The 21127-nt window shown below is 65.1% G+C and carries 22 protein-coding genes and 1 pseudogene; 9 read left to right on the plus strand and 14 right to left on the minus strand.

Annotated features, from left to right (window positions below):
- The 7 genes and pseudogenes from CIW48_RS34180 to CIW48_RS22525 all read right to left on the minus strand — a co-directional run.
- Positions 1-129 (minus strand): annotated as a pseudogene (locus CIW48_RS34180) (dihydrofolate reductase); the annotation flags it as partial.
- Positions 130-134: 5 nt separating this feature from the next.
- Positions 135-650, minus strand: a complete 516-nt coding sequence (locus tag CIW48_RS22500; RefSeq protein WP_197739369.1) for an SRPBCC domain-containing protein — start codon at positions 648-650, stop codon at positions 135-137.
- 141 nt (positions 651-791) lie between these two features.
- On the minus strand, positions 792-1262 hold the full coding sequence (locus tag CIW48_RS22505; RefSeq protein WP_149312742.1) for a GyrI-like domain-containing protein: 471 nt from the start codon (positions 1260-1262) through the stop codon (positions 792-794).
- A 122-nt stretch (positions 1263-1384) separates the two neighbouring features.
- A complete protein-coding gene (locus CIW48_RS22510) occupies positions 1385-2158 on the minus strand; it encodes a VOC family protein (protein WP_149312743.1) in 774 nt (257 codons plus the stop codon).
- Between the two features lie 143 nt (positions 2159-2301).
- On the minus strand, positions 2302-2682 hold the full coding sequence (locus CIW48_RS22515; RefSeq protein WP_149312744.1) for a nuclear transport factor 2 family protein: 381 nt from the start codon (positions 2680-2682) through the stop codon (positions 2302-2304).
- A 149-nt stretch (positions 2683-2831) separates the two neighbouring features.
- Entirely contained in the window at positions 2832-3278 is a 447-nt protein-coding gene (locus tag CIW48_RS22520; protein WP_149312745.1) for a MarR family transcriptional regulator, read from the minus strand.
- A 915-nt stretch (positions 3279-4193) separates the two neighbouring features.
- A complete protein-coding gene (locus tag CIW48_RS22525) occupies positions 4194-4928 on the minus strand; it encodes a GntR family transcriptional regulator (protein ID WP_149312746.1) in 735 nt (244 codons plus the stop codon).
- A 117-nt stretch (positions 4929-5045) separates the two neighbouring features.
- Here CIW48_RS22525 and CIW48_RS22530 point away from each other — a divergent pair, with 117 nt between their 5' ends.
- The 4 genes from CIW48_RS22530 (at position 5046) to CIW48_RS22545 (ending at position 9171) form a co-directional block, all read left to right on the plus strand.
- The gene (locus CIW48_RS22530) at positions 5046-6419 is read left to right on the plus strand and encodes an adenylosuccinate lyase family protein (RefSeq protein ID WP_149312747.1); all 1374 of its coding nucleotides are present in this window, start codon (positions 5046-5048) and stop codon (positions 6417-6419) included.
- A 62-nt stretch (positions 6420-6481) separates the two neighbouring features.
- Positions 6482-7822, plus strand: a complete 1341-nt coding sequence (locus CIW48_RS22535) for an MFS transporter (RefSeq protein WP_149312748.1) — start codon at positions 6482-6484, stop codon at positions 7820-7822.
- Positions 7823-7882: 60 nt separating this feature from the next.
- Positions 7883-8728 (plus strand): 3-keto-5-aminohexanoate cleavage protein, encoded by an 846-nt coding sequence (locus tag CIW48_RS22540; protein WP_246695374.1) that lies wholly within the window; start codon positions 7883-7885, stop codon positions 8726-8728.
- Positions 8725-9171, plus strand: a complete 447-nt coding sequence (locus CIW48_RS22545) for a PaaI family thioesterase (RefSeq protein ID WP_149312749.1) — start codon at positions 8725-8727, stop codon at positions 9169-9171. The genes CIW48_RS22540 and CIW48_RS22545 overlap by 4 nt, the downstream gene beginning before the upstream one ends.
- Positions 9172-9239: 68 nt before the next feature.
- Here the strand turns inward: CIW48_RS22545 and CIW48_RS22550 are convergent, their stop codons facing one another.
- The 4 genes from CIW48_RS22550 to CIW48_RS22565 all read right to left on the minus strand — a co-directional run bounded on the left by CIW48_RS22550 (position 9240) and on the right by CIW48_RS22565 (position 12722).
- Entirely contained in the window at positions 9240-10091 is an 852-nt protein-coding gene (locus tag CIW48_RS22550; protein ID WP_149312750.1) for a fumarylacetoacetate hydrolase family protein, read from the minus strand.
- A gap of 14 nt (positions 10092-10105) precedes the next feature.
- The gene (locus CIW48_RS22555) at positions 10106-10762 is read right to left on the minus strand and encodes an alpha/beta hydrolase (RefSeq protein WP_149312751.1); all 657 of its coding nucleotides are present in this window, start codon (positions 10760-10762) and stop codon (positions 10106-10108) included.
- The gene (locus CIW48_RS22560) at positions 10759-12081 is read right to left on the minus strand and encodes an MFS transporter (RefSeq protein WP_246695375.1); all 1323 of its coding nucleotides are present in this window, start codon (positions 12079-12081) and stop codon (positions 10759-10761) included. The genes CIW48_RS22555 and CIW48_RS22560 overlap by 4 nt, the downstream gene beginning before the upstream one ends.
- Positions 12082-12233: 152 nt before the next feature.
- A complete protein-coding gene (locus tag CIW48_RS22565; protein WP_173009359.1) occupies positions 12234-12722 on the minus strand; it encodes a carboxymuconolactone decarboxylase family protein in 489 nt (162 codons plus the stop codon).
- 209 nt (positions 12723-12931) lie between these two features.
- Here CIW48_RS22565 and CIW48_RS22570 point away from each other — a divergent pair, with 209 nt between their 5' ends.
- The 3 genes from CIW48_RS22570 (at position 12932) to CIW48_RS22580 (ending at position 16137) form a co-directional block, all read left to right on the plus strand.
- Positions 12932-13834 (plus strand): LysR substrate-binding domain-containing protein, encoded by a 903-nt coding sequence (locus CIW48_RS22570; RefSeq protein WP_149312753.1) that lies wholly within the window; start codon positions 12932-12934, stop codon positions 13832-13834.
- 74 nt (positions 13835-13908) lie between these two features.
- The gene (locus CIW48_RS22575; protein WP_149312754.1) at positions 13909-14559 is read left to right on the plus strand and encodes a polysaccharide deacetylase family protein; all 651 of its coding nucleotides are present in this window, start codon (positions 13909-13911) and stop codon (positions 14557-14559) included.
- A gap of 201 nt (positions 14560-14760) precedes the next feature.
- Positions 14761-16137 carry an MFS transporter gene (locus CIW48_RS22580; RefSeq protein ID WP_149312755.1) on the plus strand — a complete coding sequence of 459 codons (1377 nt, stop codon included), beginning with the start codon at positions 14761-14763 and terminating at the stop codon, positions 16135-16137.
- 338 nt (positions 16138-16475) lie between these two features.
- On the opposite strand, the gene CIW48_RS22585 is transcribed toward CIW48_RS22580, so the two are convergent.
- From CIW48_RS22585 to mobB, 3 genes are all read right to left on the minus strand, one after another.
- On the minus strand, positions 16476-16829 hold the full coding sequence (locus CIW48_RS22585) for an avidin/streptavidin family protein (protein WP_149312756.1): 354 nt from the start codon (positions 16827-16829) through the stop codon (positions 16476-16478).
- Between the two features lie 138 nt (positions 16830-16967).
- Entirely contained in the window at positions 16968-18224 is a 1257-nt protein-coding gene (gene glp, locus CIW48_RS22590) for a gephyrin-like molybdotransferase Glp (RefSeq protein WP_149312757.1), read from the minus strand.
- 4 nt (positions 18225-18228) lie between these two features.
- Entirely contained in the window at positions 18229-18747 is a 519-nt protein-coding gene (gene mobB, locus CIW48_RS22595; protein ID WP_173009360.1) for a molybdopterin-guanine dinucleotide biosynthesis protein B, read from the minus strand.
- A 244-nt stretch (positions 18748-18991) separates the two neighbouring features.
- On the opposite strand from mobB, the gene CIW48_RS22600 reads away from it, so the two are divergent.
- Positions 18992-19312 carry a hypothetical protein gene (locus CIW48_RS22600; RefSeq protein ID WP_149312759.1) on the plus strand — a complete coding sequence of 107 codons (321 nt, stop codon included), beginning with the start codon at positions 18992-18994 and terminating at the stop codon, positions 19310-19312.
- 62 nt (positions 19313-19374) lie between these two features.
- Positions 19375-21093, plus strand: a complete 1719-nt coding sequence (locus CIW48_RS22605) for an NAD(P)H-dependent oxidoreductase subunit E (RefSeq protein ID WP_149312760.1) — start codon at positions 19375-19377, stop codon at positions 21091-21093.
- Positions 21094-21127: the final 34 nt, after the last annotated feature.

Raw genomic sequence — 21127 nt, forward strand, 5'->3', positions numbered from 1 at the left:
GCGCGTCGGGAAGAACCACCGCATCAACTCCGGCCCGCCTTTCCCGAGCGGATGCTCCAGGCTTTGGTCCGGGCCGGCCCCGAAGCCGTCGACAGACACAGCAAAACCTCTCACGCGCACCTTGCTCATGACAGTCAGACTTTCGCGTCTAAGTTGATGATAAGCTGCTCCAGCTGCTTGAATTGCTCGCTCCACCCGCTTGTGCTCCCGGACGCTATGGCCTGGTCGAGCGCTTTTTTCGTGAGGTAGAGCTCGCGTACGACGACCTGTGTCGCGCCGTCCTTCTCCTCGAAGGTCGCCGTGGTGAGGGCCCCATCCTGGCCCCCTTCGTCATTGGTCCAGACCAGGCGGGAGTGTGGCGTCACTTCGATGTAGCGACCGAAGAACGCCATGGGCTGCTCCGAGGAGGGATGGCCCATCAGCAGACGGTAAGTGCCGCCTGTGCGGATATCTGCCTCGAACGAGATCAAGGAGATCCCGCAGGATTTGGGCACCCACCATCGCTGGAACAGCTCCGGCCGTGTCCATGCTTCGAACACAAGATGCGCCGGACCCTCGACGGTTCGCGTAACGACGAACTCCCTTTCTAACGTCCGATCCATCGTTGTGCGGGCCTCCCCGGCGGCATCATTCCGTCCGCTTACGTCCATCAAACGTCTCCCTGTGCTTCGATTTTCACCTCCTGATCGACGCGGAGTATTCAGAGATTTGCGCCATCCAGGTCGCAACGAAGCTGTCGATCGCTTCGGCCTTCTTCCGGATCAGGCTCTCTCGGCTTCCGCCCATGCAGCTCACGCCAGAAGGGCGTACAGGTCTGTCTCGGCCTCGTCAGGCGGCACATCGGGGGTGGCGTAGATCTCCCAGTTAAGCCCCGCAGGCACCGCCTCTTGCGCCTTGATGCCCGAGAACACGCGTTCCCATGCATCGGGCAACCCCATGAAAGAGCCGCGCATACGAAGATGAGCAGCGCGGCCGTGTGGCAAAGTGAACAGGCTCACCGTGCCTGACACTCGGAACCCATCCGGCACAAAGACGCCCGGCGCGTAGTCGATCATCCCGCCTTGCGGCGGCCGCCAAACCGTCAGTGTCCTGCCACTGTTAGTAATCCCCGCATCGTTCAGCATCGCATCGAGCAGAGCGCGTGCTTCACGTTGTGCACTGGAAAGATCAGCAAAGGACACGGTGTTGCGGACTATCGCGGTCAGCTGCGGTTCAACCGATACGATCTCGATCTGGGCAGGATCTCTCCCGGTGGCCGTCATGACGACTTTCCATCGCGTGTTGTGCGCGGCCTAGAACGAACGAGTTCGTAGCCCATGGGATGAGCCGTTGTGCGGCTCGCACGTCGGCAATTCGAAGAGCCTCACCTTGAGATATCTGGAAGTCAGGCGTGAGGGCTGAACAGCGCGAACATCGCACCTTGCGGGTCAAGGCCCTGGACGATCCAGTCGCCGCCCGGCACTTGGTGCGGACCATTGATGACATTCCATCCGGCAGCCTGGAGTCGCGAGACTGCAGCCTCAATGCTGTCGACACGGAAGTAGTAGGTCCAGAAAGGAGCCGGGATGCTCGGCGGCTTGGTCATCATTCCGCCGATCGCGGCGCCGCCAGCAGCGAACAACTGGTAAGTGCCCATCGGCCCCAGGTCGACAGCGTCGGCTTTCGTCCATCCGAACAGATTAGAGTAGAAGCTGAACGCACTCTCGCCGTCAGCGGCCATCAACTCACGCCACGCGGCGTATCCCGGCTGATCAGGAAGGGCCGGTGGTACCGACACGCCTGTTATGCCCTTGAACAACACGAACGCGGCCCCTTGCGGGTCTGCCACGACGGCAAAGCGGCCGATGCCCGGGATGTCGGCGGCCGGCCGGTGAACTTGCCCGCCGGCTTCAGTCACACGAACTGAATAAACATCGGCGTCATCGACGACGACGTATCCAATCCAGCCCGGGCGAGCGCCGACAGCACACGCGCTCTCGGGCAGCGTCATCAAGCCCGCCACCGGCGTGTTCCCGGCGAGGAAGGTTGTATAAGTCATCCCGGGTTGGCTTGCGTCTCCGGCATTCCAACCCACCACGGCCTTGTAGAAAGTCTCTGCGGCCGCTGCATCGGTCGTCATCAGCTCGTACCAGGCAAGCTGTCCGTGCGCGCTAGACATGCGGCCTCCCTCATCGGGCTGCGAGCTTCGCGGAGCCCCCCGCCAGCTTCATCGTATTGATATCAATGCAATTCGATTTGTCAATACGGCCGAGCTTGCGTTCCGGGCGGATCAGCGCGCCAAGGATGACGATGTACGAAGTGTCAGAGATCGGTACCGTAGAAAGCCTCGCCCCTGACCTGAAGACCTGCAGCATCGAAGGTCATGATCTCGCAGGCGCGTCGACGCCGACCGGTGCGCTCAGCGATGTATATAACTGTGAGTTCGCGCTGAGTGGCGTCCCAGGTAGCGTGGTCAAGAGTGAAATGCAGGGTCGGGATCCGGTCGAGCGCTTTGCGCCAGTACGACCTAATCCTCTCCTTGCCCTTGAGCGCGGCTTCACCAACAACTTCGCGGGCGACCGGACTGACGAATTCGGCGTCCTCGGCGAAGTGCTGGAGCACCGCCTCGAGGTCGCGCTGGTTCCAGTTTGCGACCCAATCGGCGGCGAAGCCCATCATGGTGTCATGGTGCATCAGCATCATCCCGAATCCTTACACGTCCGCTGAGCACCTCGGGAGCATTGCGGGTGTCCGTTTGCTGCGGCCTGCAACCGAAGCAGCTCGCGGCCGAGATCGCGAGTGCAGCGCCGAGGCGAGAGGGCAACTGAGGCCACCAACCGCCGCTGTGATGCTCAAGCCAAAGCGCGCATGGCTCGACGCACTGCCTCCGCATTCATGTCCGGCAGGAGCGCTTCTGTCGCGTGATGGGTCTGCTCCCAGATCGGCACAGCTTGTCGAAGAAGCGCCTGCCCGCCCGCCGTCAGCCGGAGCAAGCGCTTGCGCCGGTCCGCAGGGTTGAGCGTCACTTCGACGAGACCGCGCCGTTCGAGAGGTTTAAGGGCCGCAGTCAGAGTTGTCTGATCCATCGCAAGCAGCGCTGCCACCGGCCCCATAGCCGGCGGCTCAGGGCGGTTCAGAGACATCAGAAGGGAAAACTGGCCGTTGGTCAGTTGCACTGGCCGCAGCGCCTCGTCGAAGCGCCTCGCGAGCGAGCGCGCAGTCCGCTGCGCATGCAGGCACAGGCAGGTGTCACGCACCAGTAGGGTTGTCTCGAACGGAACATCGAGCGACTTTGACATGCAATAGTAATATTGATATCAAGGTTATCGGTCAAGGCCAGCAATGTGGTGTCCGAGTGTGACAGAGCACGATACAGATCCCCTTTGTGATGTTCACCCGTGACCGGTTAGGCGGTGTCTGCATCGCTATACTGCCGTCGCGCCGTAGGATACGGGATCTGTTGAAGAGGCCGAAGCCACGGTGCGGACGAGCGTTAAGTCAGGCACGAAGCCAAAAGCGTTGCGTGTCGCCACGCGGGAGCGACACCTCGAAGCCCACAAGAAAGACATCGTGCGGGCTGCGTTCTACGCGCTGACCTAAGCGCCTGCCGCGGGCGCAGCGGTGCTGATGGGGGCTTGCACAGCTTTGCCCCGAGCGAACGCGGTGCGGACGATATGAATGGTGAGGCGCATAAACATCAGAAAATATAGCTTTTATTATGTTTTGCACTAACTTGCTGCAATTGCTGGGGTCAGGGCGCACCTTGCTAATCAATCGATGTGATGACATCATTTTTTACTGCAGATATTGTAGAAAATGATGTTTAGGCAGGCAAGCGTTCGTACCGGTCGAGCCGGTGTTTGAGCGGCTGACGCACGCCGGATAGAGGGCAGGGGGGACTGGGTTGGGCCTATAACGAACGCGGACGTTCCACGTCGCGCCCAATTCGGTCATCCTGCAGAACCAGCGGATTGCCCAACAGCAGACATGCGTGCGGGCGAGGCAAGCGATTGATTAGATTGCCTGATAAGCTGGGAGCTTTCATGGCTTCACAAGTGCGGCAGTCCCGCGGACCTGCGGCTTGGGTAAAGATCTGCCGCTCGATCATACATGTCGCAATTCGACCTGAGGGTACCGCGTGTTCGCACAAGCCCATGACGTCTCGTGTGATTCCGCCTGAGATGGATCATCCGGATCTGAGCTGTTGAAGCGACTCAGCTTGTGCGTTCCCGATGGAGCAGCATGGAGAACTTGAAGCGCCCAGCCGGGTGGATGGTGAGCGTGATCTCGAACACCGCGCCCGCACTGTCCTGATAATGCCGGATGATGCGCAGGGCCGGTGACCCCATTTCGACTTGCAGAAGCGCGGCCAAGTCCGCCGGCACCAGCACCGCGTCGACATCCTGCCGGATGTTGGCGATCGTCCTGCCGTAGCGCTTCTCGATCAGGTCGCTGATCAGCACGTCCGGCGTCGAACGGATCGCCTCGGCAAGGTCGGCATAGGCCGCATCGACATAGGCGTCGGTCCACGCGACGGGCGGTGCACCCGGCTCCCCGGTGCGGCGCAGGCTCGACACGCGCAGCCATTCCCGGTTGACCGCACAGCCGAGGGTCTTCGCGAGGGCGCGCCCCGCCGTGACGGGAGCAATCGTCTGAACCTCCCGCGTATGCGAGACGCCGAACTGTATGAGGTCATCGACGGAGCCGAGGGACTGGCGATAGCCCGCCTGAGGCGACGCGGCCTCGACGCGGGTCCCGACCTTCTTCCGGCGGGACACGAGCCCGAGATCCTGCAACTCCTGGATGGCCGACCGGATCGTATGGCGGCTCGCACTGTACCGGTCGCAGAGCTCGAGTTCGGTGGGCAGGAGCGAGCCGACCGGAAACCGTCCGTCCTCGATCGCCGCCGTCAGGTCCCGGGCGACCAACGCATATCGTGTTTCGCTCATGTCACACGTTTACCCGGTTCGCGCGCACCCGTCCCGACCTTCGCGATTGACGATATGTCCGGACATGATAGTGATCATTATGTCCGGACATGAGAGCCGCGACGGGGAAAATGCACCATGCCGGGACCGTCGCGCCCCACGGCCACGACCGTGCTCGATTCCATCCTGTTCCGGGATGCGTTCGGCACACCCCAAATGCGAGAGATCTTCTCCGACTACGCGCTGATCTCCCGGTACGCCGAGGTGGAGATCGCCCTGGCCAAGGCGGAAGCCCGCTTCGGCGTGATCCCCCAGGAGGCGGCCGAGGAGATCGCCCGCTTGACCGACGTGTCGGCGCTGGATTTCGACCTGCTGCGGCAGGAAACCGAGATCGTCGGCTACCCGATCCTTCCGCTCGTGCACCAGATGGTGAAGCAGTGCGGAGATGCCGGACGCTACGTCCATTGGGGCGCCACCACCCAGGACATCATGGATACGGCCGTCATCCTGCAGGTGCGGGACGGCCTCGCGCTCATCGAGCAGGACATCGCCGAATTGCGGCGCATCCTGGCCGGTCTCTCGTCGCGCTACCGCGATACGCCCATGGCCGGCCGCACGCACCTGCAGCAGGCCCTGCCGGTCACGTTCGGCTATAAGACGGCGATCTGGCTCGCGATGTTCGACCGCCATGCCGAGCGACTGGAGCAGCTGAAGCCGCGGGTGTTGGTTGGCGAGTTCGCGGGGGCCGCCGGTACGCTCGCCTCGCTCGGCGACAAGGGGCTGGAGGTGCAGGCAGCGCTCTGCGAGGAGTTGGGCCTCGGTATCCCGGTCTCGACGTGGCACGTCGCCCGGGACGGATTGGCCGAGGTCGTCAATTTCTTCGGACTCGTCACCGGCTCCCTCGGCAAGATCGCCCTCGACATCATGATCATGGCCTCGACCGAGTTCGGAGAGGTCTACGAGCCGTTCGTGAAGGGCCGCGGCGCGTCTTCGACCATGCCGCAGAAGCGCAACCCGATCTCGTCTGAACTGATGCTCGCGGCGTCCAAGGGCGTACGCCAGCATGCCGGCCTGATGCTCGACGCGATGGTGCAGGATCTCGAGCGCGCGACAGGGCCGTGGCACGCCGAGTGGATGGCCATTCCGGAGAGCTTCGTGCTCACGGCCGGCGCACTTCATCAGGCGAAGTTCGCCCTCGCAGGCCTCATCGTCGACGAGGCCAAGATGGCCGAGAACCTCGATCTCAGCCGCGGGCTCATCGTCGCCGAGGCCGTCATGATGGGCTTGGCGCCACAGATCGGCCGGCAGCAGGCCCACGACGTCGTCTACGACGCCTGCCGAGTCGTCAACACGCGGGGCGGCACGCTGGCGGAGGCCCTCGCCGCCGATCCCGGCGTCTCCGAACGCATCGACCGCGCCACCATCGATCGGCTGACGGCACCCCGGAACTACCTCGGGCTCGCGCCCGAGATGGTGGATCGCGTGCTGGGCTCGGTGCCCCGCGACGCTTGAGGCACTCACCTGCGCAAGCCGGGCAACCGGCGCGATCGTTCCGGACGGGCAAGGGGACAATAATGAACGAGAGCGCGAGTCTCGATGCGGCCGCCGCGACGACGGAGCAGCGCATTTCGCCTGTCTATCGAAAAATTATCTGGCGCCTGATCCCGTTTTTGTTTCTTTGCTACGTTCTCAATTATATTGATCGCGTCAACATCAGCTTCGCGAGCCTTCAGTTCCGCGAAGACCTCGGAATCAGCACGGCGGCCTACGGCTTCGGCGTTGGCATCTTCTTCGTGGGGTACGTGCTCTTCGAGGTACCCAGCAACCTGATGCTGCAGCGGTTCGGCGCACGGACGACCATCATGCGGATCATGGTCGCCTGGGGCCTCGTCTCGATCTCGACCATGTTCGTCACGTCGGCGACCCAACTCTACGTCGTCCGGGTGCTGCTCGGCATCGCCGAGGCGGGCTTCTTCCCCGGCGTCGTGTTCTACCTGACACTCTGGTTCCCGTCCGCGTTGCGAGCCCGCATCATGGCGATGTTCGTGCTGGCGATCGCCGTGGCCGGCGTGTTCGGCGGCCCCGCCTCCGGTTTCATCATGAGTAGCATGTCGGACCTGTGGGGTCTGCGGGGATGGCAGTGGCTGTTTCTCCTCGAAGGTATTCCCCCGGTCATCGCCGGCATCGCGGCGTACTTCCTTCTGAGCAACGGTCCGCAGGATGCGGATTGGCTGAGTGAGGAGGAGAAGGCCGTCGTCATGTCGGATCTCAACGCCGAGACGAAAGCCCGCGCGAGCGGCAAGCACGGATCCTTCCTGATGGCCGCGCGGGATCCGCGCCTATACGCCATCGCGGGTGCTTGGTTCACGATCGCTTGGTGCGGCTCCGTCATAAACTATTGGTCTCCCGCCATCATCCGCAACTCAGGCATATCTGATACGCTCTCCATCGGACTTATTTCGGCCATTCCGTACGCCGTCGGCGCGCTCGGCATGCTGATCATCAACAATCACTCGGACATCAAGCTGGAACGCCGCTGGCATTATGCGTTCAGTGCCGGCTTGGCGGCCTTGGCCATCGGGTTGCTCCCGCTGGCCGCGAACACCTGGCAACTCGCGATCGTGCTGCTGACGATGCTGTCCGTCGGCTACCTCGCCTCGGTGGCGCTCTTCTGGTCGATTCCGACAGCCTACCTGTCGACGGGCGCGGCGGCCGGAAGCATCGCGCTCATCAGCAGCCTGGGTCAGCTCGGGGGGCTCACGGCGCCGAACATCATCGGATGGACCCAGCATGTCACTGGCAACTTCGCGGCGGGCTTCTACACGGTGGCCTTCGGCATGATCTTGGGCACGGGGATCATGCTGATCTCGGTCCCGGCTAAACTGTTGAAGGAACGGCGCATCGTCGAACAATGACGATGCCTGCCATTGCCCTGTCGCGGCGATCGAACTGCACATCCTCAGATGAGTGAGCGGATGAAACCCACAGTCGTGTCCTGCGCCATCACCGGTTCCGTCCCGGGCAAGAAGGACAGTCCGGCCTTGCCGGTGACGCCGTCCGAGCAGATCGAGTCCACACACGAAGCTTTCGAGGCGGGGGCTAGTCTCGTTCATCTTCACGTGCGCAATGACGACGAAAGTCCGTCTTCCGATCCAGCGCGGTTCGCGCGGGTCAAGGAAGGGATCGAAACGCACTGCCCCGGCATGATCGTTCAGTTTTCGACGGGAGGCCGGGGGCGAGATCCGTCTGAGCGCGGCTCGGCCCTGTACCTCGGCCCCGACATGGCCTCCCTATCGACTGGATCGGTGAATTTCCCGACGGTCGTGTACCAGAACCCCACGAGCCTCGTCGACGATCTCGCCGGCAAGATGCGGGAATACGGCATTCGGCCCGAGATTGAGATCTTCGATCTGTCGCATCTCCACGGCGCGCGCCGGCTCTTTGAGAACGGGCTGATGGACGATCGCCCGCACGTCCAGTTCGTGATGGGCGTCCAGAACGCGATGCCGGCTGAGGAGCATCTCCTTGATCTTCTCCTCGCGGAGCTGCGCCGGGTGCTGCCCCACGCGACGTGGACGGCGGCCGGGATCGGTCGCGCCCAAGCCACCGTCATGGAATGGGCGCTCGCCCGGGGGGCGGACGGCGTGCGCACTGGATTGGAGGACAACATCCGCGTGACGCGGGACAGGCTGGCCCGCAGCAACGCGGAACTGGTGCAATTGGCGGCGGATGCGATCACGCGGCACGGCGGCCGGGTGGCAACGCCTCAGGAGGCACGGCGGGCTCTCGGACTCCGCCCGGCGGCGGAGTCCGTTCATTGACGCCCGATCTGTCACCGGATGCGTCCGTCACGGAAGCCGTTCCGTGCGGGTGGGAACGGCTTCCGACCGAGGCGTTCGGCAACCATGTCGGTCCCTTCTGGCGACCGACGGATGAGGGAGACTGCCTTTGCGGATTCATCGCGGACGGACGTCACGGCAACAAGCGCGACGTCGTGCATGGCGGCATGGTGGCGACGGCCTTCGATATCGGATTGGGCCATGCCTGCTGGAGCGCGGCCGACCGTAATCCGATCGTGACGGTGTCGTTGCTCATCCAGTATGTCGACGCCCTCAGGATGGGCGAGTTCGCGACCGTCCAGACTGAAATCGTGCGCACGACGCGAAGCATGGTATTTGTTCGCGGCGTGATGAAAGTGGCGGACAGGACGATTGCGACGGCCGATGGTGTTTGGAAGCGCCTCGCGCCGCGGGCCGCTTCCTGAAGTCGGTCGAAGTGCAGCGAAGATGGAGGGCGGGTCGCCCCCCCGACCCTGAGCCGGCCGACAGCGCCCTAGCCGTGATCGGCCCGCCGGATGCGCTGGCTCTGCTGCCCGAGGCCCTCTATCCCTAGCGAGACCGTGTCGCCCGGCTGCAACCAGACGGGCTCGGGCTTGATCCCCATGCCGACGCCCGGCGGCGTGCCCGTCGCGATGATGTCGCCGGGTAGGAGCGTCATGTATCGGCTGCAATAGGTGATGATTTTGCGCACGCCGAAGATCATTGTGCGTGTATTGCCCGTCTGACGGCGGGTTCCGTTCACGTCGAGCCACATGTCGAGATTCTGCGGATCGGGGATCTCGTCCATCGTCACGAGCCAGGGTCCGATCGGGCCGAACGTATCGCATCCCTTGCCCTTGTCCCATTGGCTGGACTGAAGCTGGAAGGCCCGCTCGGAGACGTCGTTCACGACGCAGTACCCGGCGACATGATCGAGAGCCTGTTCCTCGGTGACGTACCGTGCCGTCGATCCGATCACGATACCGAGCTCCACTTCCCAGTCGAGCTTGGTGGAGTCGCGGGGCTGGATCGTGTCGTCGTTCGGCCCGCAGACGGCACTCGGGGCCTTGAGGAAGATGATCGGCTCGCTCGGGATGGCCATGCCGGCCTCGGCTGCGTGGTCCGAGTAGTTGAGCCCGATGCAGATGAACTTCGAGAGGCCCGTGAACGGAACGCCGAGGCGGGGGCTTCCTTCTACCCGGGGCAGGCGCGTCGGATCCGCCTGTGCGATCCTGGCGAGACCGCCCGGGGTGAGTTCGGCCGGGCCAAGATTACGGCACACCGACGAGAGGTCGCGGAGGACGCCTGCAGCATCGACCAGAGCAGGCCGCTCGGACCCAACCTCACCGTAGCGACAGAGCTTCATCGATCATCTCCTGATTAGGGGCGATTCAAGTGGGAGGAAACCGGTCCAGCGGGTGCCCCTTCGGCGAAGGAGCCGAGCCAGTCGCGGGCGAGGGTCACGTCGGCCGCCGTCAGGTCGTGGCCGCAGGGTAGGACATGGTGGGCCGCTTCGGCGCCCTGCTTGGTCAGGCAAAGTGCCAAATCGGCCCCGAGTGCCGGCGGCGCGATCGAATCCGTCTCTCCCGAGACGACGACGACGCGCCGCCCGTCGAGGGCAGCGGGCGCGGCACCAATCAGCGGTGGAACGGCGCGCAGCAGGATCGCGCCCGCCAGGAGAGCGGGATGCAGGAGGATGATGGCAGCCGCGATGTTGGCTCCGTTCGAGAAGCCGAGGGCGACAGGGGGCGCGAAGCCATAATGGCTGCGGGCGGCCGCGACGAAGGTGGCGAGTTCATCGGCCCGTCGGACGACCTCGGATCTCTCGAAACGTCCGTCCGGATGGCGGGCGAAGTGGCGCAGCTTGCCGCCTTCCGACACGGCCCCGCGGACGGCCAACATCGACGCGCCGGGGGCGGCCGCCCGGGCGAAGGGCACAAGCTCGTCTTCGTCACCCCCGGTGCCGTGCAGGAGGAGAAGCGACCACCGCCCTCCTTGCGACGGATGCCAGCTGTGGGCCAATCCGTCGAGGCTCACCGGCTGACCTCCGGCTCGAACGCGAGCCCGGGGGCGGCGGGGTGGAGTGTGGCCCGGGTGAACGGGCGGCGTGTAGCCAGGAGCAGCACTACGATGCCCGTCAGCATCAGGCCGGTCATGAACCAGAGGCCGGGCGTCAGGCTCCCGGTCGCGTTCCGGATCCAGCCGAGCAGGAAAGGGCTCACAAAGCCTCCCGTGAGGCCGAGGCAGTTGATCAGCGCCAACCCGCCCGCGGCCGAACGTTCAGGGAGATAGGCCATTGGGATGCCGTAGAAGATCGGCATCGCGCCGAAGAGCGTCGCGGTCGCCACCGAGAGGAGGGCCAGGACAACGGGGAGGTTGGCCCCGGCGAGGGACGCTCCGATCAACGCGCAGGCCCCCACACCGACGCAGACGGCGTAGTGCCATCGCCGCTCCTGCCGCCGGTCCGAGCGTCGGGACAGCCACACCATGCCGATGCCGCCGATTGCATAGGGTATCACGGACCATAGGCCGATCGCGGCGGCTCCCTGGACTCCTGCGGCCTGCATCATCACCGGCATCCAGAAGGTGATCGCGTAGAGCCCGCAGACGAGGGTGAAATACGCCAGCGCGAGAACATAGATCCGTGGATCGCGGAACGCCGACCCGAATGCGTGGCCGCCGGCAGCCAAGTTCGCGTCCCGGTCGATCTCCGCCAGGAGGAGCGTCTTCTCGGTTGGTGTCAGCCAGGGAGCATCCTGAGGCTTGTCGACGAGGATCCGGAGCGCGACGAGCCCGAGAAGCACGGCCGGCATTCCCTCGAGGAGGAACATCCACTGCCAGCCCCTGAGTCCGAGGACGCCCTGCATGCCTTCGAGGATGAAGCCCGAGACGGGTGCGCCGATCACACCAGCGAGCATGCTGCCGCTCAGGAAGATCGCAGTCATCTCCGCCCGGCGACGGTTCGGATACCAGAGCGTCAGGTAGTACATCACCCCGGGGGCGAGGCCCGCCTCGAACGCGCCCAGGATCAGCCTCAGCGCGTAGAACGAATGGGGCCCGGTGATGAACATCGTCGCCGAGGAGGCGAGCCCCCACAGGATCAGGATGCGCGCCAGCGTTCGCCGGGCGCCGACGCGCTGAAGGACGAAGTTGCTCGGGACTTCGCACAGAAAATAGCTGACAAAGAATAGTCCGGCGGCGAGGCCGTAAACCGCGTCGTTGAAGCCCAGCTCCGCGCGCATGTGCAACTGCGCGTAGCCGATGTTCACCCGGTCGAGATAGGCGGCCACGTAGCACGCGAAGAGGAACGGCAGCAGCCGCCACTGCAATTTTCGATAGAGTGCGGCGCTTTCCACATCATCCGTCGCGAATGACTCGGCCGGCGGCCGGCCAAGCACGGGCGGTTCACCTACGGGCGTCACGTCCATTCCTATGTCCTCCCTATCTTGTTCCGGAACTTCCGTCCGGTTCGAGGGCGTGCCGGGCGCAAGCTCTCTCGCGCTCGCCCTCAGAGGCGCGCAAACCAGTCCTCTAGTTCGATATTGAGGGGGAGGAGGATGCGGACGACGCAGTTGTACCAAGCGGTCGTCAGGACCAGTTCCAGTCGCTCCTGCTCGTCCAGGAAGCCGCACAGTTCGGCCCAGAGGCCGTCATCGACACGGCCGGTCCGCGTCACGTCGCGAGCGACGCGCATGACGGCGCGTTCGGAAGCGGTGAATAGGTTGTCCGTCTCGAACTGCGCAAGCCGCTCCAGCTTGGCTTGGGGCAGCCCGGCCTTCACCGCCGAGTTCCAGTGATGCGCGACCTCGTAGTCGGCCCGCGTCTCGAGGCCGACGGTCAGGACGGCGAGTTCGCGAAGTTGCCGGTCGAGCAGAGTGCTCTGGCGCAGCGACATCGCCATGGCGAGGACCCCGTCACAAAGGGCAGGAGCATTCGCGACGGCGAGAAAGACGTTCTCGACCGGCTTTCCTCGCAGCGCTTCCAGGCGGTCGAACAATCCCTGGTGATTTGGTCCGACGCTGTCCCGGCTGGCGTTCCCAATCCTCGGCATTTCGAACTCCCAATCAGGGCGTTTGCGCAGGGTGGCGGACCATGAGGGAGGGAGCCGTCAGCCCAGGTCACAACCGTATAGCGCGCCGGGTTGCATCGATATAATGATATCGATGCATTCAATTGATCGATGCTGTCGATCGAACGGGCAGACCGATGGAACTCCGTCACCTGCGTTACTTCGTGGCTCTGGCCGAGCACCTGAGCTTCACCCGGGCCGCGCGGCAGACGCACATCACCCAATCGACCCTGTCTCACCAGATCCGGCAGCTCGAGGACGAGGTCGGGCAACGCCTGTTCGACCGCATCGGCAAGCGCGTGTTCCTCACGGAAGCCGGGCAGAACCTGCTGCCCCGTGTCCTGCGGGCCCTCGGCGAACTGGACGAGGGGCTTCGGGCGCTCTCCCCCCAGGATCAGGTCCTGACCGGCCGGCTCAGGATCGCCGCCACGCACACTTTCAACGTCAACCTCGTCCCCGCCTGCCTAACCGAGTTCCTCACCCGCAACCCCTCGATGCGTGTGGTCGTGGAGGAACTCGCCGCTAGCGTGATCGAGGAGCGGCTCCTTGCCGGCGCCCTCGATCTCGGAATCTCCTACAGGCCGGACCACCAGAAGGATCTCGCCTTCGAGCCCCTCTATGACGAGCCTCTGGATCTCGTGCTGTCGCTTGACCACCGGTGGGCAACCCGGAAATGGGTCCGGATGGCGGAACTCCACCATCAGCCGGTCGTGTTGCTTTCACCGGAATTCACCACACGCAGGCTGCTGGATGAATGCTTCCGGCAATGCGGCGCCGTCCCGCACCTAGTCGCAGAGATGAACACGATCGGTCCCATCCTCGGCCTCGTTCGGCGTATGAACATCGTCGCGATCCTGTCGAGACAGGCCGTCCCGGAAGATGGGACGCTGTTGTCGGTCCCACTGGAGACTCCCACACCCATGCGGAGCCCTGGCGTGCTACTGCGCCGGAACGAGGCCCTGCCTCCGCACGTCGCATCCTTCCTGCTCACGCTCCGTCGAGCCTGCGATAAGACCTCTCACCCGCCGCGGCGGCTGTAACGGGAATGTCGTCGCGGAAGCTCGCCAGCGTGTCCACGACCCCTACGGCGAACGAGCCCGAATTGGAGTGAGATATGGCAGCCAAGCAGGTCACCCTCACCTTCGACAACGGCCCCACACCACATGTGACGGATCGGGTCTTGGGAATCCTCGACCAGGCCGGGATCAAGACCACCTTCTTCGTGATCGGGCAGAGGCTCGACGACCCCGCTGCAGCCGATCTCATGCGGGCCGCCCATACAGCGGGGCATTGGATCGGGAATCACACCTTCACGCATTCGGTGGCGCTCGGGGACCGGACGGACCGGGACTATGCGCTCCGAGAGATCGAGGAGACGCAGCACCGGATCGGATCGCTGACGCGACCGGAGAAGCTCTTCCGCCCCTACGGGAACGACGGGCTGATCGGCCGGCATCTGCTGAGTCGTGCGGCGCTCGATCACCTCCTCGCTGAACGCTACACGACGATCACCTGGAACAGCGTTCCCGGTGACTGGAAGGACGCGGACGGCTGGGTTGAGACCGCGATGGCCCAGGTGCGGGAGCAGGACTGGAGTGTCATGGTCATCCACGACATCGAGGCCGGATGCCTCGCCCGGTTGCCTGAGCTGATCCAACGTCTGACGGATCTTGGGGCGACCTTCGAGCAGGCGATTCCGCGGTCGGTGATCCTGACCGAGGCCGGTCGGACCGTATCGATGTCTCCGGACTTCATGGCCGATTGATCGGTGCGCACCCGCAGGACGCGCGCCAGATCTGCCGGCATCATCGATCGATGACATCGATTGAAACGATGCAAATATATCATCGCAACACTGCAAAACGGCCTGCTATGCTTCGTCGCGAGACTTGGCTCGATTGGGACGGCGCTAACTCTTCCAACAGGGTCGCGCCGCGGAAGCCAAGCTCGCGACGGGGGATCCGGAATGGCCGATGCGTCCGCGACGCGTGTTGGTATCGAGCAGGCGTCTGAAAGCGAGCGAGCCATGATCTATCGGAAGATCGGCCTTCGGCTGATCCCGATGATCTTCCTATGCTATGTCCTGAACTACATCGATCGTGTAAACGTCAGCTTCGCCAAGTTGACGTTCCAGAGTGACATCGGCCTTTCGGACGCGAGTTACGGCTTCGGCGTCGGCATTTTCTACGTCGGGTACATTCTCTTCGAGGTGCCGAGCAACCTTCTCCTCGGCCGCATTGGCGCGCGGAAGACGCTGACGCGCATCATGTGCCTGTGGGGCCTCGTGTCCTGCTCGATGGCGTTCGTGACGAGCCCGGCGACCTTCTACCTGGCCAGGATCCTCCTCGGTGCGGCCGAAGCTGGCTTCTTCCCGGGTATCGTCCTCTACCTCACATTCTGGTTCCCTCATCGCCTGCGCGGGCGGATGATGTCGCTGTTCGTCCTCGCCATCGCGGTGTCGGGCATCGTAGGCGGGCCAGCCTCCGGTTGGATCATCCAGAACCTCGCCGGGGCGTCCGGCTTCAAGGGTTGGCAATGGCTGTTCCTCGTAGAGGGGGCGCTGCCGGTACTCGTCGGAGTCGGCGCGTTCTTCGTGCTGAGCGACCGACCCGCGGATGCCGCCTGGCTGACGCCACGGGAGAAGGCGATCGTGGCAGCTGATCTCTCGTCCGGGACCGTCGAACAGGGACACGCGCCCGCGAGGGCCTTCCTGTCGGCCCTGCGGAATCCGAAGCTGTGGATCGCGACCTTCGGATATTTCTCCATCACCTGGGCAGGGACCGTTCTGAACTTCTGGGCGCCGACGATTATCCAGCGATCGGGCGTGGCCGACGTGTTCAGCGTCGGGCTCCTGTCGGCGATCCCCTATTTTGTGGGCGCTGTCGGCATGCTCCTGCTGTGCCGCAGTTCGGACCGGCGGCTCGAGCGGCGGTGGCATTTCGCCCTGGCCGCCTTCCTGGCCGCGACGGCCGCCCTCGCCATCTCGATCGTCGCGCAGAACGTTGCGGCGGCCATCGCCTGCCTTGCCCTGCTCGCCATCGGCTATCTGTCGGCGACCGCCCTCTTCTGGACCATACCGGTGCGCTTCCTGACCGAAGCCGAAGCCGTGGGAAGTCTCGCCTTCATCAGCAGCATGGGGCAGGTCGGAAGCCTGACAGCGCCAATCGCGTTCGGTTCTTTCGCGAGCTGGACCGGCAGTCTGGCCGTCTCGACGGGCCTGGTCGCCTTTGTCCTTGCCGCCGGCGGAATTGCCATTCTCTCGCTCCGCGGCTTGCGTTCGGGAGAAGGCTCTTTGTCATCGAAGCCAATAGACACGAGCAGCGAGTTCGGCACGCGGCCGTGACATCTGTCTCTCATCGCGAGTGCCCGAATCTACGGCGGGCACCCTCTGAAGCGGACGCGCTGCTTTCGGCCAGACTACGTCACGCCAGATCGCTATCGCGCGCAGCAGCGCACATTCGGCTTAGCGCCCATCGCGGCCATTCAGCTGGCTTTGAAGACGTCCCGTAAGCGGACGCTACCAGTTGCGATCGGCCATACGCATACCCGACACGGCGATGACGGGATGGAGGGGCAACCGGAAAGCCGATGTTTGTCGGCAATTGATGCGCCGACCGCTCGTCGCCCCAATTTCGCGCCCCGCTCCTCAGGACACTATCGAGGTTGGAAGCGGCCCGGCCTTCATGAACAGGCGTTCTCGACCTTTGAGAAGATGGTCGTTTCGAGCGCGATGTGACCGTCCACCGCCTTCGGCTGCGAACACCGTTCGACGGCATGGAAGACCGCGTGAATCTCCTCGGCCGTTTTTTCGCCGGCGCGGACGAGACGCCCGGTCCAGGCCGTGATTTCCTGTGGCGACGACGTGCTGGTCACGAAGCCGATGATGTCGCCCTCGGCCGTGCCGACGAGGATGCGGCTTCGATGCGTCTGCGCAAGGCCGGGATTGGCGGCGGTGTAGGTCCCGGAGACGGCCTCGCCCATCTGGAGGAGGCGAAGTTCCGCGCCTGCTTGGCTCCGCCAGACACCATCGAACATCGTTGACCAAGCCCGCCGACCGAGCGGCCGTTCGTACGGCCAATCACAAGCGATATAGCAGGATAGATATAACGGAAGCGGGAGCCCGGCAATGCTCGGGCGCAGTCTGCAGCCGGTGAGGCTCTGAGGACGGCCTCGCTACCAGAGGGCTTCGTGCGGATGGAACCGCACGATGTCGCCCGGCGCGACCTCGATCCGGCTATCCTCCAACTCCACGAGGCCGTCGGTTTCGGTGAGCGATGACAGCATGCCCGCGCCGTCGCGCTGGAACTTCCGGGCTTGCCAGGTGCCGTCGGCGTCCCGGGCGAGGCTGGCCCTGACGAACTCCCTGCGGCCGGCTCGCTTCCGATAGGAGAAGGCCGCCCTGACGGTGAACCCGCGCGGCGGCGCGTAAGCCTCGCCGGCGAGCCGGGCGAGCAGCGGCCGCACGACGAACAGCAGGGTGACGTAGACAGCCACCGGATTGCCCGGCAGGCCCAGGAACGGCTTGCCGTCGATCATGCCCATCGCGACCGGCCGTCCCGGCTTGATCCCCAGCCTCCAGAACACGAGGCGCCCGATGGTCTCGACGGCGGTCTTCACGTGATCCTCGTCGCCGGTCGACACCCCGCCCGACGTGAGGATCACGTCATGCTCGGCGGCCGCCGCCGAGAGCCTCACCGCGAGCGCCGCCGGGTCGTCACGGATGACGCCGAGGTCACGCGCCGCGACGCCCATCCGCCGGAGAAGAGCAAGCAGCAGGATGCGGTTCGAGTCGTAGATCGCGCCCGGCCTCAAGGGCGCCCCCGGCTCGACGAGTTCGTTGCCCGTCGAGAACACGCCGACCCGCAGGGTGCGGCGGACCGTCAACGTGCGCAGGCCGACGGCGGTCGCCAGAGACAAGTCCTGCGGCCGGAGACGCCGGCCGGCCGCGATGATCGACGCGCCCTTCGCCACGTCCTCGCCGGCGTCGCGGCTGTTGGCGCCGCGCTTCAACCCGAGCGGCAGGGACACCCGGCCGTCGGGCAGGACGTGGACGTCCTCCTGCATGAAGACCGTGTCGGCCTCCGCCGGCATCGGGGCTCCGGTGAAGATCCGGGCGGCCGAGCCCGCCACCGACACGCCTTCCGACGGGTCGCCGGCCGCGACGACCGCGCCGACCGGCAGAACCGTCGCATCGGAGGCGCGCAGGTCCGCGAAACGGACCGCGTAGCCGTCGACGGCCGAGTTGGGGAACGGCGGGACGTCGATGGGCGCAACGCAATCCTCGGCCAAGATGCGTCCGTCGGCGTCATCGACGGGAACGTCCTCGGTGCCGACGATCGCCACGAGCCGCTCGCCGAACAGGGCGTGCGCGTCCTCGATGGTCATCAGAGGGCCGCCGAACGCGAAGCAGTCGTCGCTGAGCTGGGCCATGCGGCTAAAGCCTCCTGAGGACGTCTTCGAAGGGAACGGCCACGTCGAGCATCAGCCTCGTCACCGCCTCCGTGTCGTTCAAATCTACGACGGGAAGGCCCGACGCCGGAAATCCGACGTCGCTCGCGATGCCCACGATGGTGGCGTCCAGAGGATGGATGGGCGGGCGGCCGTTGTCGACGCGATGGACCTCGATCTTGGGGATCGGCTCCCGCTTGTACCCTTCCACGACAATGAGGTCGCAGGGGCTGATCCGCCGCAGGAGCTGAGCTAGGGTCGCTTCTTCCTCATCCCCCAGCTCGTGTACTTGGGCCCACCGGCGGCCCGACGAGACCAGGACTTCACTCGCTCCCGCCTTGCGGTGCTCGTAGGAGTCCTTCCCGGGCCAGTCCGTGTCGAAGTCGTGGTGGGCGTGCTTGAGGGTCGCGACCTTCACCCCGCGGGCGACGAGCACGGGAATAGCCCGAACAAGAAGGGTCGTTTTTCCGGCTCCGCTCCACCCGGCAAGTCCGATTACGCGCATGCCGGACACCGCTGACCGCCTCCCTCGTGACGTTTCCACTGCCCCGCTCGATCACGCAGGGCAAGCGTCAGCCATGCCACCGCGGCGCGTGATCCCCGCCCTACGCAAATTGAAACGACTTCAAAAACGATATAACACCTCCGCTATAACGGCTGCCATGTGGCATGCCACGGGCGAACGCCACGCCAACGGACCCGAACGGGCACGCCATGCACCACGTCGACTTCCCCGGGATCGCGCAAGCATGAGCAAGGGCGATGCATCCCCTACGGCGGACTGGGCCGCCATCGTAACGGACGCGTACTGCGCCGACGCGAAACCGCCGCTCACGCAGGAGCTCGCCGGCCGCGTCCGCGACGCGCTCGCGAAAGCGGTCGACCCCCCGGCCGAAGACGCGCCGAATACCCTGATGGACCGCCTGAACGGCGCTCTCGACGCGTTCGAGATCGAGCTCCGCTCCGTCGTCGGACCCAGAGTCACGTCCCTGGACGAGGCGACGGGAGCCGTCGCGATGAAACATCGGTCCGAAGCCGGCCAGCCGCTCCGGGCCTTCGGCGGCCAGTAGGCCCCGACCGGACCGCAGGACGCCGCGACCACCCGCCCCAGCAGTTGGAAATCAGATACCGCATGAGTGAGGCACCGGGGACAGTCAGGAACTTCTCGCATCCCGGTCGGGGGCGGAACAAGGCGCGCAGCGTACCCAAGGGGCGCCAGGTCGAGCCGCGGGCGAAGGTCGAGATCGAGGAGCTTCTCGGCTCCCGCTCGCGCCAGCGCGACCTGCTCATCGAGCACCTCCACCTGATCCAAGACACCTACGGCCAGATCAGCGCCGAGCACCTGGCGGCGCTGGCGGACGAGATGGCCCTGGCCTTCGCCGAGGTGTTCGAGACCGCGACCTTCTACGCGCATTTCGACGTCGTGAAGGAGGGTGACGCCTCCATCCCGAGGCTGACCGTCCGGGTCTGCGACAGCATCACCTGCGCGATGTTCGGCGCCGACGAGTTGCTGGAGACGCTCCAGCGGGAACTCGCCTCCGATGCCGTCCGCGTCGTGCGCGCGCCCTGTGTCGGCCTGTGCGACCACGCGCCCGCCGTCGAGGTCGGGCACAACTTCCTGCACAAGGCCGATCTCGCGTCCGTGAGGGCCGCGGTCGAGGCCGGCGACACCCATGCCCACATCCCGGACTACGTCGACTACGACGCCTATCGGGCCGCCGGCGGGTACGCGACCCTCGACCGGCTCCGCAGCGGGGACCTTCCGGTCGACGACATCCTGAAGGTGCTCGACGACGGCGGCCTGCGCGGCCTCGGCGGCGCGGGTTTCCCGACGGGACGCAAGTGGCGTTCGGTGCGTGGCGAGCCCGGGCCCCGGCTGATGGCGGTCAACGGGGACGAGGGCGAGCCCGGCACCTTCAAGGACCAGCTCTACCTCAACACCGACCCGCACCGCTTCCTCGAAGGTATGCTGATCGGCGCCCACGTCGTCGAGGCGCCGGAGGTCTATATCTATCTGCGCGACGAGTATCCCATCTCCCGCGAGATCCTGACGCGCGAGATCGCGAAGCTCCCCGAGGGCGGCCCCCGCATCCACCTGCGCCGCGGCGCCGGCGCCTACATCTGCGGCGAAGAGTCCTCGCTGATCGAGTCCCTGGAGGGGAAGCGCGGGCTGCCGCGGCACAAGCCGCCGTTCCCGTTCCAGGTCGGCCTGTTCAACCGTCCGACGCTGATCAACAACATCGAGACGCTGTTCTGGGTGCGCGACCTGATCGAGCGGGGCGGTGCGTGGTGGAAGAGCCACGGCCGCAACGACCGCGTCGGCCTGCGCTCCTACTCGGTCTCGGGGCGGGTGAAGGAACCGGGGGTGAAGCTCGGCCCGGCCGGCCTCACCATCCAGGAGCTCATCGACGAGTATTGCGGCGGCATGGCAGACGGCCACACCTTCGCGGCCTACCTGCCGGGCGGCGCGTCGGGCGGCATCCTGCCGGCGTCGATGAACGACATCCCGCTCGATTTCGGGACGCTGGAGAAGTACGGCTGCTTCATCGGGTCCGCCGCCGTCGTGATCCTGTCCGACCGGGACGATGTGCGCGGTGCCGCGTTGAACCTGATGAGGTTCTTCGAGGACGAGAGTTGCGGGCAGTGCACCCCCTGCCGTTCGGGGACCCAGAAGGCCCGCATCCTGATGGAGCAGGGCGTCTGGGACACCGAACTCCTGGGCGAGTTGTCCCAATGCATGCGGGACGCCTCGATCTGCGGCCTCGGCCAAGCCGCCTCGAACCCTCTCAGCAGCGTCATCAAGTATTTCCCGGACCTGTTCCCCGCGCCGCGCGCCGCGGCTGCCGAGTGAGGCAACCGATGGCGCCAGCGAACCCTATCCCGAT

The organism is Methylobacterium sp. P1-11 (genome assembly GCF_008329595.1).
Lineage (GTDB): Bacteria > Pseudomonadota > Alphaproteobacteria > Rhizobiales > Beijerinckiaceae > Methylobacterium.